The organism is Variovorax sp. PAMC28562 (assembly GCF_014303735.1).
GTDB lineage: Bacteria > Pseudomonadota > Gammaproteobacteria > Burkholderiales > Burkholderiaceae_C > Variovorax.
Genome location: NZ_CP060296.1, coordinates 3,569,671 through 3,583,809 on the forward strand (window position 1 = coordinate 3,569,671; position 14,139 = coordinate 3,583,809).

At 64.9% G+C, this 14,139-nt stretch carries 17 protein-coding genes; 8 read left to right on the forward strand and 9 right to left on the reverse strand.

The genetic code is table 11. The annotated features are described in order from the left end of the window. The first annotated feature begins 19 nt into the window (after positions 1-19). Genes H7F36_RS16750 through H7F36_RS16765 form a run of 4 tightly spaced genes read left to right on the forward strand, consistent with a single transcriptional unit; the run spans position 20 to position 2,733 of the window. Complete coding sequence (locus H7F36_RS16750) at positions 20-1,354, forward strand: MFS transporter (RefSeq protein WP_187055029.1); 1,335 nt, start codon at positions 20-22, stop codon at positions 1,352-1,354. A 43-nt stretch (positions 1,355-1,397) separates the two neighbouring features. Beyond that, positions 1,398-1,574 carry a hypothetical protein gene (locus tag H7F36_RS16755; protein WP_187055156.1) on the forward strand — a complete coding sequence of 59 codons (177 nt, stop codon included), beginning with the start codon at positions 1,398-1,400 and terminating at the stop codon, positions 1,572-1,574. After that, a complete protein-coding gene (locus tag H7F36_RS16760; RefSeq protein WP_187051875.1) occupies positions 1,567-2,070 on the forward strand; it encodes a CinA family protein in 504 nt (167 codons plus the stop codon). Before H7F36_RS16755 ends, H7F36_RS16760 begins: the two co-directional genes overlap by 8 nt. 12 nt (positions 2,071-2,082) lie before the next feature. Further along, positions 2,083-2,733 carry a DJ-1/PfpI family protein gene (locus H7F36_RS16765; RefSeq protein ID WP_187051876.1) on the forward strand — a complete coding sequence of 217 codons (651 nt, stop codon included), beginning with the start codon at positions 2,083-2,085 and terminating at the stop codon, positions 2,731-2,733. Positions 2,734-2,769: 36 nt separating this feature from the next. Here the strand turns inward: H7F36_RS16765 and H7F36_RS16770 are convergent, their stop codons facing one another. The 8 genes from H7F36_RS16770 to H7F36_RS16805 form a co-directional block, all read right to left on the reverse strand. Beyond that, positions 2,770-3,012: a hypothetical protein gene (locus H7F36_RS16770; RefSeq protein ID WP_222620391.1), complete on the reverse strand. Its 243-nt coding sequence runs from the start codon at positions 3,010-3,012 to the stop codon at positions 2,770-2,772. A 116-nt stretch (positions 3,013-3,128) separates the two neighbouring features. Further along, positions 3,129-3,836 carry an amino acid ABC transporter permease gene (locus tag H7F36_RS16775; protein ID WP_187051878.1) on the reverse strand — a complete coding sequence of 236 codons (708 nt, stop codon included), beginning with the start codon at positions 3,834-3,836 and terminating at the stop codon, positions 3,129-3,131. A 37-nt stretch (positions 3,837-3,873) separates the two neighbouring features. After that, complete coding sequence (locus tag H7F36_RS16780; RefSeq protein ID WP_187051879.1) at positions 3,874-4,716, reverse strand: transporter substrate-binding domain-containing protein; 843 nt, start codon at positions 4,714-4,716, stop codon at positions 3,874-3,876. A 60-nt stretch (positions 4,717-4,776) separates the two neighbouring features. Further along, positions 4,777-4,923 (reverse strand): hypothetical protein, encoded by a 147-nt coding sequence (locus tag H7F36_RS16785; RefSeq protein WP_187051880.1) that lies wholly within the window; start codon positions 4,921-4,923, stop codon positions 4,777-4,779. Then, on the reverse strand, positions 4,920-6,575 hold the full coding sequence (locus H7F36_RS16790; RefSeq protein ID WP_187051881.1) for an acyl CoA:acetate/3-ketoacid CoA transferase: 1,656 nt from the start codon (positions 6,573-6,575) through the stop codon (positions 4,920-4,922). The genes H7F36_RS16785 and H7F36_RS16790 overlap by 4 nt, the downstream gene beginning before the upstream one ends. Continuing rightward, positions 6,572-7,714, reverse strand: coding sequence for an acyl-CoA dehydrogenase family protein (locus H7F36_RS16795; RefSeq protein WP_187051882.1), 1,143 nt, complete (start codon positions 7,712-7,714; stop codon positions 6,572-6,574). Before H7F36_RS16795 ends, H7F36_RS16790 begins: the two co-directional genes overlap by 4 nt. After that, positions 7,711-8,106 carry a tautomerase family protein gene (locus H7F36_RS16800; protein ID WP_187051883.1) on the reverse strand — a complete coding sequence of 132 codons (396 nt, stop codon included), beginning with the start codon at positions 8,104-8,106 and terminating at the stop codon, positions 7,711-7,713. Before H7F36_RS16800 ends, H7F36_RS16795 begins: the two co-directional genes overlap by 4 nt. A gap of 19 nt (positions 8,107-8,125) precedes the next feature. Continuing rightward, on the reverse strand, positions 8,126-9,148 hold the full coding sequence (locus H7F36_RS16805) for a LacI family DNA-binding transcriptional regulator (protein ID WP_187051884.1): 1,023 nt from the start codon (positions 9,146-9,148) through the stop codon (positions 8,126-8,128). A 180-nt stretch (positions 9,149-9,328) separates the two neighbouring features. Between H7F36_RS16805 and H7F36_RS16810 the strand changes: the two genes are divergently transcribed. Genes H7F36_RS16810 through H7F36_RS16820 form a run of 3 tightly spaced genes read left to right on the forward strand, consistent with a single transcriptional unit; the run spans position 9,329 to position 11,959 of the window. Further along, the gene (locus H7F36_RS16810; RefSeq protein ID WP_187051885.1) at positions 9,329-10,270 is read left to right on the forward strand and encodes a dihydrodipicolinate synthase family protein; all 942 of its coding nucleotides are present in this window, start codon (positions 9,329-9,331) and stop codon (positions 10,268-10,270) included. A 13-nt stretch (positions 10,271-10,283) separates the two neighbouring features. Next, the gene (locus tag H7F36_RS16815) at positions 10,284-11,189 is read left to right on the forward strand and encodes a dihydrodipicolinate synthase family protein (RefSeq protein ID WP_187051886.1); all 906 of its coding nucleotides are present in this window, start codon (positions 10,284-10,286) and stop codon (positions 11,187-11,189) included. Beyond that, on the forward strand, positions 11,186-11,959 hold the full coding sequence (locus tag H7F36_RS16820; RefSeq protein ID WP_187051887.1) for an amino acid ABC transporter ATP-binding protein: 774 nt from the start codon (positions 11,186-11,188) through the stop codon (positions 11,957-11,959). The genes H7F36_RS16815 and H7F36_RS16820 overlap by 4 nt, the downstream gene beginning before the upstream one ends. Before the next feature lie 48 nt (positions 11,960-12,007). Here the strand turns inward: H7F36_RS16820 and H7F36_RS16825 are convergent, their stop codons facing one another. Then, the gene (locus tag H7F36_RS16825; RefSeq protein WP_261802673.1) at positions 12,008-13,306 is read right to left on the reverse strand and encodes an MATE family efflux transporter; all 1,299 of its coding nucleotides are present in this window, start codon (positions 13,304-13,306) and stop codon (positions 12,008-12,010) included. A 165-nt stretch (positions 13,307-13,471) separates the two neighbouring features. On the opposite strand from H7F36_RS16825, the gene H7F36_RS16830 reads away from it, so the two are divergent. Then, a complete protein-coding gene (locus H7F36_RS16830; protein ID WP_187051889.1) occupies positions 13,472-14,110 on the forward strand; it encodes a paraquat-inducible protein A in 639 nt (212 codons plus the stop codon). The last annotated feature ends 29 nt before the right edge of the window (positions 14,111-14,139 follow it).

Genomic DNA, 14,139 nt, shown 5'->3' on the forward strand with positions numbered 1-14,139 from the left:
GCCGGCACGCAACCGCGCCATGATGGTGATCATCCTGGGCATCGCGGTGGCGGTGCTCGACGGCACCATCGTCAACCTGGCATTGCCCGGCATCGCGCGCGAACTGAACGCCAGTGCGTCGCACGCCATCTGGGTCGTCAACGCGTACCAGATCGCCATCCTGGTGTTGCTGCTGCCACTGGCCTCGCTCGGCGATCTGGTCGGCTATCGCCGCGTCTACCTCGTCGGCATGGCCTTCTTTACGCTGGCATCGCTCGGTGCCACGCTGTCAAACTCGCTCGGCACATTGATCGCGGCCCGCGCGCTGCAGGGCCTGGGCGCCGCCGGGATCATGAGCGTGAATGCGGCGCTGGTTCGGCTCATCTATCCGTCGGCCAAGCTGGGGCGCGGCATGGCGATCAACTCGCTGGTCGTTGCCACGGCCTCGGTCGCGGGACCATCGGTCGCGGCGGCCATCTTGTCGGTGGCGTCATGGCCGTGGCTCTTCGCGCTCAACGTGCCCCTTGGTATCGCGGTGTTCTTTCTGGGCATGCAGTCGTTGCCCGCCAACCGCGTGGCACCGGCTGCGGGCTCGCGCTTTTCGCTGATCGACGTGGTCCTGAACATCGCGATGTTCTCGCTGATCTTCATCGGCGCCGACCGGCTCGGCGTGCGCGAAGGCGGGCAGGGCGCCGACCCGATGGCGTGGGTCCTGCTCGCGGCAGGCATCGTCGTGGGTGTGTTCTACCTGCTGCGCCAGCGCACGTTGGCGGTGCCGCTGTTCCCGGTCGACCTGATGCGCATTCCGGTGTTCGCACTGTCGATGTGCTCTTCCGTCGGCGCCTTCAGCGCGCAGATGCTGTCGTACATCGCGCTGCCCTTCATGCTGCTCGAGACGCTGCACCGTTCGCACATCGAGGCCGGCTTGCTTATCACCGCGTGGCCACTCGCCATCGTGGTGGCTGCGCCCATCGCCGGGCGGCTGATCGGCCGCGTCCCGGACGGTCTGCTCGGCGGCATCGGCATGGCATTGATGGCGCTGGGCCTGGCGCTGCTGGCCGCGTTGCCGGCCGATCCTTCGAACCTGAACATCGTGTGGCGCATGGCGCTGTGCGGTGCCGGCTTCGGGCTGTTCCAGTCGCCGAACAACCACACCATCGTGACCTCGCCGCCGCCACAACGAAGCGGTGCGGCAAGCGGCATGCTGGGTACCGCGCGCCTGACCGGGCAAACGCTCGGCGCGGTCATGCTGGCCGCCATCTTCAGTGCGTGGGGTCCGCACGAAGGGCGTGGCCAGGTCATCGCCCTGGCGGTAGCAGCCGCATGCGCCGCGCTGGCCGGCGTGTTCAGCGTGCTGCGCACTCGCGGCAAGTAGAGTCTGGGCCGATGACGCAGATCGGCAAGTCCGATACGACGCCATGCCCGCCGGCCGTTCGCATGCGGTGGCCGCAGCCTTTGTCAGCGGCTTTCGCTGGGTCATGCTGATGTGCGCCGGACTGGCGTTGCTGAGCGCGGCAAGTGCGTGGTGGATGATCGGTGGCAAGGCGGCGCCTGTCGAAGCCGCCACTCACGATCGAAAGGTTCTCGATGTCTGATTCACCTGAAGCACTGTCTGTGATCGCGGCGCGTGTCGGCGCCGCGTTGCGCGCACGCGGCGAGACCGTCGCCGTCACCGAGTCGTCGGCCGGCGGGCTCGTCTCCGCGGCGCTGCTCGCCATACCCGGCGCGTCGGCTTACTTTCTAGGCGGTGCGGTCGTCTACTCACGACGCGCCGGCAGGGGCTTGCTCGGCCTGACCGCCGAAGACATGGTCGGGCTGCGCGGCGAGACCGAGCCCTATGCGCAGCTGGTAGCAGGCAAGGCCCGCGACATCCATCGCGCGAGCTGGGGCATCGCCGAGAGCGGTGCGGCGGGGCCGGTGGGCAGTCCGTACGGCGACCCGGCAGGCCGTGTTTGCCTCGCGGTGGTCGGTGCCTTTGTGGCGTTGGAAACCGTGATGACCGGCGAGACCGACCGAGCGATGAACATGGACTTGTTCGCGCGGCATCTGCTCGCGTTGTTCGAGCGGACATTGAACCCACCGGCAACCTGAATGGAGAAAGCAATGCAGGACTTCACGACGACCACCTTCGGCATCCTGGTCTTCCCCGAGGTAGAAGAACTCGACTTCGTCGGCCCGTGGGAAATGCTCACGATGTGGAGCAAGGTCGCAAACGGACCCGGCCGCTGCCTCATCGTCTCCGAATCGCCGGGGCCGTTGACATGCGCCAAGGGTCTGTCGATCAACCCGCATGTGTCGTTCGCGGACTGCCCGCCGCTCGACTATCTGCTGGTGCCGGGCGGGCAGGGCACGCGCCGTGAAGTCGGCAATCGCGCGCTGCTGGATTTCGTCTCGTCTCAGGCCGCGAACTGCCGTGCCGTGCTGTCCGTTTGCACCGGCTCTTTCGTGTTGCACGCCACCGGCCTGCTCGCCGGCAAAAGGGCCACGACGCACTGGGCGCAGCTCGATCGCTTTCGTGAACTCGGGGACGTCGATGTGGTCGAGGAGCGCTTCGTGCGCGACGGCAAGCTGTGGTCGTCGGCGGGCGTGTCGGCCGGCATCGACCTCATGCTGGCGTTCATCGCGAGCGAGTCCGGCGACGATGCGGCGGGCAAGGTGCAACACGCGTCGGAGTACTACCCGGCGGAGACGCGCTACGGCAAGTACGAAGACCATGCGCAAGCGCCTGCGTACCTGAAGCGACCACGCCCGTAAGTTCTTGCGCGGTCCGGCGAGGCTCGCCCCAACCTGCTACTTGCCAATCGGCGCGAAGCGCTGCCGCATGAAGTTGCGCACATGCGGCGTAAATTCCATAAATCCCTTCACCGCGTGGAACTCCGGCGTGTCGTAGACCCAGTCGCCGGCCACTTCGTAGATGGCCGCGTACTTCGGCCCGTATTCCAGTGAGACGCAGCGGCTTGCCGACAGCCAGCCGGGGCAAGCCAGCAGCGCGGGCACATCTACTTCTTCGTACCAGCGATTGAAGGCGTTCATCACGCATGCGTTGCAGTACATGCAGAGCCGCATCGCGTGCAGCCAGAACGACGACTCGACGCCCTAGCCACAGCGCGCCTCCGTTGCGGCTCCACGTGCTGCGCCCCTGCAGCCGATCAGGCAGCGGCCGGGCTGCGTAGAGCCGGAGTCCTGTCCTGGGTCGGCGCATAGCCGCGGCCGTAGTGCCGCTCCAGGCGCCGCTGCACCACGTCCCATAGCGAGGTGAGCACCAGGTAGAAAACGGCCGCTACGCAATAGAGCTCCAGCACCTCGAACTTCGCCTGCATCAGCACCTGCGCGCGGCGCATCAGTTCTTCCATCGAGATCACGGACGCGAGCGAGGTGGCCTTCAGCAACCCGTTCACCGAATTGCCCAGCGGCGGAATGATGATGCGGATCACTTGCGGCAGCGTCACGAGCCGAAGCGTCGCAACCTTGGACAGGCTCAGGGCCTTGGCCGCCTCGATCTGCCCCTTGGCAACGGCCGAAAATCCAGCCCGGATGGTCTCCGACAAATAGGCCGCTTCGTTGAGACTCAGCGCGAGCACGGCGGAGGTCAGTACGTCGAAGCGCAAGCCCAGTTGCGGCAGGCCGGTGTAGATGATCACGATCTGCACCAGCAGCGGCGTGCCGCGGAAGATCCAGATATAGAACTTGGCCGGACCGCGCAGGAACGCGCGGTCGGACATGCTCGCCAGCGCCAGTGGCAGCGCCAGGGCCAGACCGATGATGATCGTGGTGATCGTCAGCCCGATCGTGATCGCCACGCCGCCCAACAGGTACGGGTTGATCAGGTAGGACAGGAAAGCGTCGACGTTGAACACGGACCGGTCTTTCTGTTTGCCTCGCGCTGCGAGCCGATTACTTCGGCGCCGGGCCGGACCCGCGGATCGCGAAGTTCGTCGTGTCCTTCAGGCGCGTCATCCTGAACTTGTCGAACAGCTTGTCGTAGGTGCCCTCGGCCTTTAGTTCGTTCAGCGCGGCAGCGGCTCCAAGGGCCGTTGTCTTGTCGCGGTAGGTGACGGTGATGTCGGTGCCGTTGATGCCGCTGAGCCACACCTTGGCAATGCCGCGCTCGGCAAAGGTGATGGCGGTTTCGTCGATGTTGATGCCGGCCTCTAGCTGGCCGGCGCGCAGCGCCGCCGTGGTTTCGGAGGCGGTCGCGAAGGTGCGGAAGTCGATCGTCTTCAGGCCGCGAGCGACCATGTCGGCATTGAATTCCCGGGACTTGCGCTCCTGGTAGGTGCCAGTTTCAATACCGACCACATGACCTGCCAGATCGTCGAACTTGGTGATTTTGAACGGGCTCGTCGGCACCGTGTAGACGCTCATCGCCTGCTGGCCGTAGGGAATCATGAACATCAGCTTGGAACGCTCTTCGGTCCAGAACATGCCCGTGTTGATCATGTCGAAGCGGCCGGCCTGCAGGGCGGGAATCATCGGCGGCATGTCCATCCGCATGAAGACGGGCTCGAGGCACAGCTTGGCAGCGATGGCCTTTCCGAGCTCGACGTTGAGGCCCTGCAACTCGCCTTTTTCGTCGACGAACTGTTGCGGTGGCAGGGTCGGGTTGATGGACATCTGCAACTTGCCGGCAGACACCAGATGCTCGGCGCTGATCTTGGGGGTACAGGGCTGCGCCATCGCCGAAGCGCAGAACACGGCGCCGATGAAGAGCGCAAGAACGGGATTCGGTATGTGCATGGTGTGCTTTCGTAAGACGAAGATTGAAGAGAAGAAAAAGGAACCTGGAGACACTCAGAGTCAGACCGACGGGCTGCATGCCAGCAGTGCGCTGTGCAGTGCCTCGATGACGCATTCGTCGCGCTGGTTCAGCAAGCACAGCGACTCGGTCACGATGCCGCGGCCGGAACGCGAAGACGCACGCTTCTCGGTAAATACGAAGCTCACGCGGACCACGTCGCCTGCAACGACAGGTTGCAAGAACCGCACCCGGTCCCATCCGAGCGAGACGATCCCTCGGGCACCTCGATGTGGCGCGGCGCCTGCGCTACGAATGCGTCGCGCATGCCCATCGGGCCAACGCGGAAAATGCGCTCGTCCATGGTCTTGAGCGATTCGCTGATGCGCACCGCAAAGCCGATCTGGTCGAGCACGTCTTCCTGCAGCCGCACGCCCGGAGCGATCTCGGTCAGCACGAGGCCAGCCGGCTCCATTTCGAACACGGCGCGGTCGGTGATGAAGGTCACGTGCTGTCCGCGCTCGCGAGCCAGGCGACCCGAGAAGCTGATCTGGTCGACCTCTGGGACGAACTTTTTGAACTTGCCGTCGCGGCGGATGGAAAGCGCGTTGTCGACCACGCCGATGTCGAAGTCGCCACCGGTCAGCGAGCCGTTGAACACCAGCCGCTTCGTGTTCTGCGTGATGTTGATGAAGCCGCCGGCGCCGTCATAGCGCTTGCCGAAGCGGGTGACGTTGACGTTGCAGTGCCTGTCGACCTGTGCGAACGACAAGAAGGCGCAACTCAGGCCGCCGCCGTCGTAGAAGTCGAACTGATACGACTGGTCGAGGATGACCCGCGGGTTGACCGAAGTGCCGAACTCGCGTGCATGGCCCGGCACGCCGCCGACCGCACCCGACTCGACGGTGAGCGTGATCATCTCGTCTATGCCTTCCTCGGCCGCGACATTGGGGATCATGGCCGAGAGGCCGACGCCGAGGTTCACCACGTCACGCGGGCGCAGCTCGAAAGCCGCTCTGCGCGCCACCACGCGGCGCGCGTCCAGCGGGTCGGGCGCGATGCTCGAACTTGGAACGATGGTCTCGCCGCAGCGCGCCGGATCGAACTGGGTCGCGTAGGTTTGCATCTGATCGGGCTGCACCACGAAGTGGTCGATCAGGAAGCCGGGGATCTTCACCATGTGCGGATGCAGCGTGCCGCGCTTGACGACACGCTTGACCTGGCAGATCACGGTGCCGCCGGCGTTGTGCACGGCCTGCGCCATCGACAGGTCTTCTCGCGCGGTGGCTTCATGTTCCATGCTGACGTAGCCGTCTTCATCCGCCGAGGTGCCGCGGATCAGCGCGACCGAAGGTACGCCGGGTGCGCGATAAAACAGATAGTCCTTGCCGCCGATGGCGACGAGTTCGACCAGCTTTTCAGTCGTGCGCGCGTTCATGCGGCCGCCTTCCTGCCGCGGGTCCATGTACGTTTCCAGACCCACGTGCGTGAGCACGCCGGGCTGGCGGCCGGCCATCGCGCGGCACAGGTGCGTCATCACGCCCTGCGGAAAGTTGTAGGCCTCCAGTTCCTGGTCGAGCACCAGCTTCATGAAGGGCAACTGCATGCCGAAGTTGCCGCCGATCACGCGCCGGACGAGTCCCTTGTGCGCGAAACGGCACATACCTTTTTCTGTCAGCGCACCGACGCCGGTGATGTGGAAGAGAGTGATGCCGTGCGGCCCGTCACCGGACAAGAAGCGGCGTTCGATGGCTTCGAACACTGCCTCGGGTACGCCTGAACCGCCGTTGCCGCCAGCCAGCACCATGTCGCCATCCTTCAGCAGCGCGGCGGCTTCGTCGGGCGAGATGCAGTCGATCATGCGAATTCTTTCTCGACCTGCTTGGCGATGATCAGGCGCTGGATCTGGTTGGTGCCTTCGTAGATCTGGGCCAGCCGCACGTCGCGGAAGATGCGCTCGATCCGGTACTCGCGCGAGTAGCCGTTGCCGCCATGCACCTGCAAGGCGTTCGACACATGCTTCATGGCCATGTCGGTGGTGAAGAGCTTGGCGTGCGCCGCTTCCTTTGCGTAGGGCAGGCCGGCGTCGAACACGCGCGACGCGTAGTGGATGAGCAGTCGCGCGGCTGCGATGTCGGTCGACATGTCGGCCACCATGAACTGAATGGCCTGGAAGTTCATGATCGGCTCGCCGAACTGCTTGCGCGTGGTGGCGTAGGTCACCGCGTCTTCCATCGCGGCCTGCGCCATGCCCAGCGCCATCGACGACATCAGGAGGCGACTGAAGTTGAAGTTGCCCATGGCCGTCTTGAAGGCCTGGTTCTCGGCGCCGATGAGCGCGGTCTTGGGCACATGCACGTCCTGCAGCACGATCTGGCAATCCTCCAGGCCGTGCATGCCCAGCAGTTCCTCGTTCTTGCCGCGGCTCACGCCCGGTGACGACGCATCGACCAGAAAGCAGCTGATCGAACGGTGGCCGGCTTCCTTGCCGGTGCGCGCGAACACCATGATGCGGTCGGCCACGCCACCGAGGGTGACCCAGGCCTTGGTGCCGTTGAGAACATAGCCGTCGTCGGTCACCCGGGCGGTGGTCTGGATGCTCGCGGCATCGGAGCCGAAGTCGGGTTCGGTCATGGCGGTGGCGAACACGATCGAGCCATCGAGGATGCCGGGGATCAGCGCCTTCTGGCTCTCGTTTCCGTGATGGTGAAGAAACAGCGCTGCTTCCACGGGGATGGCGAAAGCATTGCCGATGGCGGCCGAGCAGCGCGCGATTTCCTCCATCACGAGGCAAAGGCTGACCGTGTCCAGGGCCGAACCCCCCGACGATTCCGGCAGGCTGATGCCGAACAGGCCCAGGCCAGCCATGCCGCGATAGAGCGTGCGGTCGAAGGTGTCTTCGCGGTCGATCGCGGCGGCGCGCGGCAGAACCTCGGCCTCGGCGAAACGGCGTGCGGTATCGCGCACCGACATCTGGTCTTCGGTGTAGAAATGATTCATTGCGCAGCGGTGGTGTCGGACGGCTCGTCGCTCGCAAGGTGGCCGTCGTGCGCCACCTCGTCGCGCTCGCGGTCCATGAAATAGATGGCGACGTTGTGGGCCGCCGTGTCGAAGCACGCGGCAATGGCCGGCGTCATGGATTCGGCAACGGCGCGCCGCTGGTCGGCGCTGCGGCGATACGCATGCACCTTCACGAAGACGCGGCTGTCGCTCGCGGGCAGGCCGAACTGGCCGGCGTGCGCGTAGTCGCCGTGGGCGATCGGAACGAAATAGATCGTCACCGTCGAGGGCGCGACATCGAAACCGCGGACGATGCCCTCGGTGACGGCCTCGACCACTTTGCGCTTTCCGGTGTCGGCGGCGCGTGGCGCCAGAACTTCTACATAGGGCATGGGTTGCTTCAGGGATGCTTCAGGTCGTGCTCGAGGTGTTGGGCAGTGCGCTGCACGAAGCACGTTCGACGAGCCGCGAGCCGATGCGGTATTCGCGGCCACTGTTGGCCACGCCGCCGAGGCGGGACATAAGACGGTCGACCGCGAGGTTCGCCATGTCGGCGGCACCGCTGTCGACCACGCTGATGGCGGGGCGATGCCACTGAAACCAGGGCGAGTCTTCGTAGAACAGCAAAGACAGGTCCAGTGAAATGGCGAGGCCGCGCTCCGAAATCACGCGCAGCACGCCCACCGACGACTCGTGGTTCGCCACGAACAGTGCCGTTGGCGGCGCTGGAAGCGACAGCATCGCGTTGGCGCCCGCCACGCCGGTCTCGGGGACGTAGCGACCGCGGTGGATGAGGGTCGGATCGATGGGCAGGCCCGCTTCCTGCATGGCCCGGGTATAGCCCGCCAGCCGTTCCTTGCCCGAAGTCGTATCACCAGGCCCCACGATCAAACCGATGCGCCGATGTCCCAGACCCAGCAGGTGTTGTGTGCCGGCGTACGCGCCATCCATGTCGGCCGCCAGGATGGATTCGAGCGACGCGCCGGCCACACGCCGCACGGCGCAGATGACCGGAATGTCGGCATGTTCCATGGCCAGCAGGGCCGCGCCATTGGCGCCGGTCGGCACGGCAATGACGCCGTCGACGTTGTGGTCCACGAGCGTCTTGAAGATCTCGCGTTCCTGCTCGGCATCGTCGTTGCTGATGCTCAGGATGACCTGGTATCCGAGCGTCTGCATGCGGGACTGCACGACCGAGGCCAGCACGCGAAAGGAAGCGTTTTCAAGGTTGTGGACTGTCAGCCCGATGAGGCGCGACTTGCGCGTCCGGAGCGCGCGGGCTGCCGTATTGGTGCGATAGCCGAGCGCTGCGGCGACGGCGACGACGTGCCGCTGCGTCGCCTGGTTGGTCAGGTTCGAGCCGGCGAGGGCGCGCGACGCAGTAGCGATGGAAACGTCTGCGGCACGTGCCACATCGCGCAGGGTGACGCTCATGGCTGAAACAAATAAACAGCTAAAAATGAAAACGATTGCATTCTCTTACTGTAAGTCTTGCGGAGAGTACAAGTCAAATTCGACTCTAGCTATTCCCTTGAGTTTAGGCAAGTTATTGCAATCGATTCCAGTCATGTTGCATACTGCCGGCACCTTACCTACAGGGTTTCATAGGGCTTCATGACATTTCCGGTTTCCGGCGTGGGCGGCATCTGGCCCGCCACGCTTACCCCCTTTGCGCCCGGCGGCGCCATTGACGACGTCGCGCTTGCGGCCCATGTGCATGAAGTGGCGTCCACCGCCGGCGTGCGCGCCGTGGTGGTCAATGGCCACGCTGGCGAAACTTCGTCGCTCAACCGGCTGGAGCGCGCGCATGTGGTGGACGTGGCCGTGCGGGCTGCCGGCCGGATACCAGTGGTCGCGGGCGTCGTGGCGGAAGACACGCGCGATGCCTGCGCGCTGGCAGTCGACGCGGCGGAGGCGGGCGCCTCGGCACTGCTGCTCTTTCCACCGATGCTGTTTGGAGGCGGTTCGGCCCTGCGTCCCGAGATGGCGCTGCGCTTCGTCAAGGACGTAGCCGGGGCCACGCGATTGCCCATCGTGCTGTTTCAGTTGTCGCGTTCTTCGGGCCTCGCTTTTTCCACCGGCTTGCTGGTGCGTTTGTGCAGCGAAGTGCCCTATATCGTCGCCATCAAGGACGGTACCGACGTGCCCGAACTTTATGAAGACAACCTGCGCGCCATCCGCCGCCTCGACCGTCCGGTCACGATGCTGACGACCAACAACAGCTGGCTTTTCGCCTCGCTCACCTATGGCGCCGACGGCATCCTGTCGGGCATCGGCAGCGTTGCCGCGCCGTTGCTGGTCGAAATGCACGAGGCCGTCGCGGCCGGCCGGCTCGACGCCGCCCGAGCCGCGAACGATCGGTTGGTGCCGCTGTGCCGCGCCTTCTATCGCGCACCGTACCTTGACAGCCACAACCGCATGAAGACCGCGCTGCACATGCTCGGACGGCTGCCGCATCCCGATCCGCGCCTGCCACTGCTGCCGCTCGCCGACGATGACAAGACTCGCATCCGCGCCGCGCTGGTCGCGTCCGGACTGCTCGACGACAAATGTTGAGAACGACCGAAAAATGAAACATTTTCGCGGTACTTACACCATCATGGTGACGCCCTTCGATGCGGCGGGTGAGGTCGACGTTTCAGCGCTGGAGCGCTATGTCGACTGGCAGATCGAATCGGGCATCCACGGGTTGATCCCGTTGGGCTCGACCGGCGAGTTCCTGTCGATGACCGACGACGAGATCGAGCTGGTCGCCAGGACCGTGATCGACCGCGCAGCCAATCGCGTGCCGGTGATCATCGGTACCACTGCCGAAGACACCCGCGTGGCTGCGCGCAAGAGCCGCATGGCCGAGTCGCTCGGCGCGGACGGCGTGATGGTGCTGCCGCCGTTCTATTCCACGCCGACCGACGACGAGATTTACCAGCACTACAAAAGCATTTCGGACGCCATCGGCATCCCCATCATGGTCTACAACAATCCGGCCGTGACCAATGTCGACCTGAAGCCGCCGCTGGTCGCGCGGCTCTCGCAGATCGACAACTGCCGCTACATCAAGGAGTCGACGCTCGAGGTCACCCGCGTGCGCGACATCATGCGGCTGTCGGACGGCCGCATGGCCGTGTTCGGCGGGATCATGGGCTTCGAGTCGTACGTCGAAGGCGCGGTGGGCTGGGCGGCCGTGCCGTCGAACGGCGCACCGGCCGAGATGGCCCGGCTCTACGATCTGGTGATGGCCGGCAAGCTCGCCGAGGCACGCGCACTGTCCTTCAAGTATTTTCCGATGATCGATTTCGTCGCCGGCCAGCAGTACGTGGCCGGCACCAAGGCGCTGCTCACGGCCATGGGCCTGCCGGTCGGTGGACCCCGCCCACCGCGACTGCCGATGGGCCCCGAAGGCATTGCCGCCGCCCACCGAATCGTCGACGAACTTGGCCTGCACATAGAGCTTTCAACTTCCGGAGTCCGCGCATGAACACGCTTGCAGAAATCCAGCCGCAAAACGCTGCCAACGACTTGGTCATCCGCATGGTCAACGTGCAGAAGTGGTTCGGCGAATTCCAGGTGCTGCGCGATATCAATCTCGAAGTGCGACGCGGCGAGCGCATCGTGATCTGCGGCCCGTCGGGTTCCGGCAAGTCGACCCTGTTGCGCTGCATCAACCGGCTCGAGGAACATCAGCAGGGCAACATCGTCGTCAACCGCGTCGAACTCACCAACGACATGCGGCGCATCGACGCGGTGCGTCGCGAGGTCGGCATGGTGTTCCAGCACTTCAACCTGTTCCCGCACCTGACCATCCTCGAGAACTGCACGCTCGCGCCCATCTGGAGCAAGAAGTACGCGCCCAGGGAAGCGAAGGAAGTCGCGATGGCGTACCTCACCAAAGTGAAGATCCCCGACCAGGCGAACAAGTACCCGTCGCAGCTTTCTGGCGGCCAGCAGCAGCGCGTGGCGATCGCCCGTGCCCTGTGCATGAGTCCGAAAGTCATGCTGTTCGACGAGCCGACCTCTGCGCTCGACCCGGAGATGGTCAAGGAGGTGCTCGACACGATGGTCTCGCTGGCCGAGGACGGCATGACGATGCTGTCCGTCACGCACGAGATGGGCTTCGCGCGCCAGGTCGCCAACCGCGTGATTTTCATGGACCAAGGCACTATCCTCGAGGAGGGCCCGCCGGCAGACTTCTTCGGCAATCCGCAGCATGAGCGCACGCGGCTTTTTCTGAGCCAGTTGCTGCACTGACCAACAGGCTGCGAAGGCGGAAGAAACGGAGGCGGGCTGACGTCCGTATCAAACCAACCGCTTGATCGCCTTCTTCCGCCACACCGCCCGGTAGTAAGTCGTTTGCAGAATCAACATCGCCACGAACGCAGCCGGGTAGGCCACCCACACCCCGTTCAGCCCGATGCGATGGCTCACGACCCACGCCACTGGCACCTCGACACCGACGATGCACACGATGGAGATCAGCGTCGGCACCAGCACCGAGCCGCTGGCCCGCATGATCCCGGACAGCGCCGACGCCATGCCGAAGATGACAAGGCTCCACAGCATGATGTGCAGCAGTGATTGAGCGATGTCGATCACCGGCGCGCTGGTGATGAACAAGGCCATCAGGTGACGCGAGAACAGATAGCCCAGCAGCACCAGGCCCCCGGTCAGGCACAGGTTCATGACCAGCGCCATCCGCGCGATGGCGCCGAGCCTGTCGGCATGACCTGCGCCAATGGCCTGGGCGCCCAGGATCGATGCGGTGATCGCGATCGAGATGGCCGGGAACTGGACGTACGCCACCACCTGATTGACCGCACCATAGGCCGCCGTTGCGCTCGACCCGTAGCTGTTGACCATCGACAGCAGCGCGATCTCGGCCAGCGCGATCACGATGGTTTGGACACCTGTCGGCACGCCGATCTTGAGCACGGCCTTGAGGAGCTTGGGGTCGATGCGCAGGTGCCGCATGAAGTCCGCATCGGGCGCCAACGGGCTCTTGCGGTGGCGCAGCCGCCAGCCTAGCCACAGCGTCGCGACGACGAAAGCCACCGTGGTGGCCCAGGCGCCACTCGCCACGCCGAGTTGCGGCAAGCCACCCCAGCCGCGAATGAGCGCGGGCGTGACGAGGAGGCCGGTCAACGTCGAAATGAACAGCGTCATCAACGGCGTGACGGTGTCACCGACGCCGCGCAGCATGGCCGTCGACAGCAGGAACACGAAGAGCCCCGGCATCGCGATCAACATGATGCGGGCGTAGCGCGTCGAGTCCGCAAGCACGTCGGCCGGCGTGCCGAGCACGGCCAGCATCGGCGTCGTGAAAACGCCGCCGAACAGCGCGACCAACAGGCCCATCAGCACGCCGACCGTGAGCGTCGTGCCGGCCACGGCCTTGACCTTGTCGACGTCGCCCGCGCCCCATGCCTGGCCGATGAGCACCGACGCGCCGGCGCCCAGCCCGATGACGAAGGCGATGAAAAAGAACATCACCGGAAAGAAGCTCGACACCGCCGCCAGCGCTCCCACGCCGAGCATCTGGCCGACGTAGATATTGTTGAGCGTGCCCGACAGCGACTGCAGGATGTTGCTGAGCAACATCGGCGCGAGGAAGAAAAGAAAGGTCTTCCGCAACGGACGTGCTGAGCGCCCGGCGGGATCGGTCAGGTCGGATGTCGCGACGCGTGGCGCCTTCTGGTCTGAAAACATGCGGAGGATTCTGCCCGCTCGCATGAACCGTTCGCTGGCTTTGGGCAGAATCGCAGCATGACTGAACTTCCCGGAGTGACGGTGTGCGATGGCTGCGACGCGGTCTATCGGCACGCGACCCTGCGACCCCGTGAGGTGGCGCGCTGCCAGCGCTGCGGCACCGAACTCGCACGCAATGCCGGCGAGCAAAAGCGCCGCATCCTTCCGCTCACGGTGGCGAGCCTGATCCTGTTTGCGATCGCCAACCTATTTCCCATCGTCGAGATCGAATTGCAGGGTCGCCGCAGCCAGACCACGTTGTTCGGTGCGGTGGTCGCGCTGACCGGGGAGGGCATGTCGCCGGTGGCGCTGCTGGTGCTGGCGACAACCTTGCTGTTCCCCCTCATGCAGCTGCTGATCCTGTTCTATCTGCTGGTGCCGCTCACGCGCGGCGCACGGCCGCCCGGTTTCGCGCTGCTGGTGCGCGTGCTCCAGTCGCTCCGCCCGTGGGGAATGATCGAAGTTTTTCTGCTGGGCGTGCTGGTCGCCATCGTGAAGCTGTCGGGCATGGCGACGGTGGTGGCAGGCCCGGCACTGTGGGCTTTCGTCGGGCTCACGGTGCTGCTGACCTCGGTGGTGTCGTTCGATCCGCGGGCGTTCTGGGAGATGGCGTTCACGAATCCGGCGTCCGAGCTTCCATCGGAGCCAGTATCTTGAAAGTGCCAAATTCGCTCAACGCTTTCGGC